The following is a 1567-nucleotide window of genomic DNA, read 5'->3' on the forward strand; positions in this document are numbered from 1 at the left end:
GTAATTAGCTTCTTGATAGGTGTTTTTCTTTTTAGAATGAGAGATAATAGTGAGATTGATTAAATCTTCTTTTAATATTTTTAAAAAGTTTTTAATTTGAGTTAAATCGTTAGGGGTGGTTTTAGAGTTCCAGCCCCCAATTCTAATTTCTTGGTTTGTGTCGTTTTTCATTTTTTTCTCCTTTTATTTGGTTTTTTTGTTATAAAAATAAAAAACCCCTAATTTGCTAAAATAAAATCGCGAAATTTAGGGGGTATATACGCGTTTATAGGGGCGTGTTAATGTTATTATACATATAAGTTCATATATTTAGTGTAAAAAAATAATAATTTAACTAATTGTTTCTACTTTGTCTTCACCAAAGAAATGAATGGCTAAATCGACTATGATTTTCTTTTTGGCCTCTTCATAGGTGATATAGGGGTCTAAAAAACATTTTTGGTAAGCTTGTTTTCCAAATTGTCTTAATAAATCATCTACATCTTTGCAAGTTTTGTCGTAAGGTGGTAAAATTCGTCTAATTTCGTATAAAATATTTGCTTCTTTAAGTTGTTCTCCTAAGGCTTCGCTGCGTTTTTGCCCTGTTTCGTCGTTATCTAAGGCAATGATGACTTTTATATTTTCTTTTTTGAGAATTTCTAGTTGAGATTGAGAAAGTAATTGAGTGACGCAAATTAGACCGACCGTGTTTTTAATATTGTTTTGCCAACAACTAACGACATCGAAAAAACCTTCATGAATAATGATTATTTTAACTTTTTTAATATATGGTAAAGCTTCAAAAAAACGATAGCTGAAATGAAAAGTGGGTGTTTGACTGAAATTATTTAGGGATTTGTATTTTGGTTGGAAATAAGAAACTTCGTGAAAGTTGTTTTGATAAAAATGGAATGTTTTATTATAACCGTTTTCGATAGGGATAATTATGGAACCATGGAAAGTATCGTGATAGTATTTAGTGCCTTTTTGATTGATTTTTTCTTTAATAAAGCCATATTCAACTAGTTTTGTTGTATCAATATTTTTCTTTTTGCAATAATTTACAAATCGAAAAGATAAGGGTTTATTAGATAGTGGGGCGTAACCAAGTTTAAATTCATTGATGGTTTCTAGGGTTAATTTTCTTTTTTGCGTTAAATATTCTATTCCTGGGTGAGATTCATTGTTGCGATTAGTGGTTAATAAATAATGATAATAATCTCTTATTTGGTTGAATAAAGGTGATATTTCTTTTAATAATCGTGTTTTTTTGGCATTAATTTCTTTTTCGTTGATGATGATGTTGGTTTTTTTAGGTTGGTATTGGTATTTGAGGGGGATTGATGATGTATTAATTATTGAATTTTGTTTCTGGGTTAATTTTTTGAACTCTTCGGTTTTCATGAAATTCAAAATTCTTTTAATAGCTTCTTCAAAAGAACTAGTTCCTCTTATTTCCATATAAACATCAATAATATCGTAATCTTTACAACATTTCCAACAATGAATTTTATTATCTGAAGTTAAATGGCAACAAGTTGGGTTTTGTCCTTGATGGATGGGACAAGGAAAACGATATTTGGGGTTG

At 29.0% G+C, this 1567-nt stretch carries 1 protein-coding gene; it reads right to left on the reverse strand.

Annotation, left to right across the window (positions count from 1 at the left end):
• Positions 1-330: 330 nt before the first annotated feature.
• Positions 331-1567, reverse strand: a 1237-nt coding sequence (locus RI01_RS02745) for a toprim domain-containing protein (protein ID WP_017193147.1), incomplete at its 5' end; no start/stop codon positions are given.

The organism is Italian clover phyllody phytoplasma str. MA1 (assembly GCF_000300695.1).
Lineage (GTDB): Bacteria > Bacillota_I > Bacilli_A > Acholeplasmatales > Acholeplasmataceae > Phytoplasma.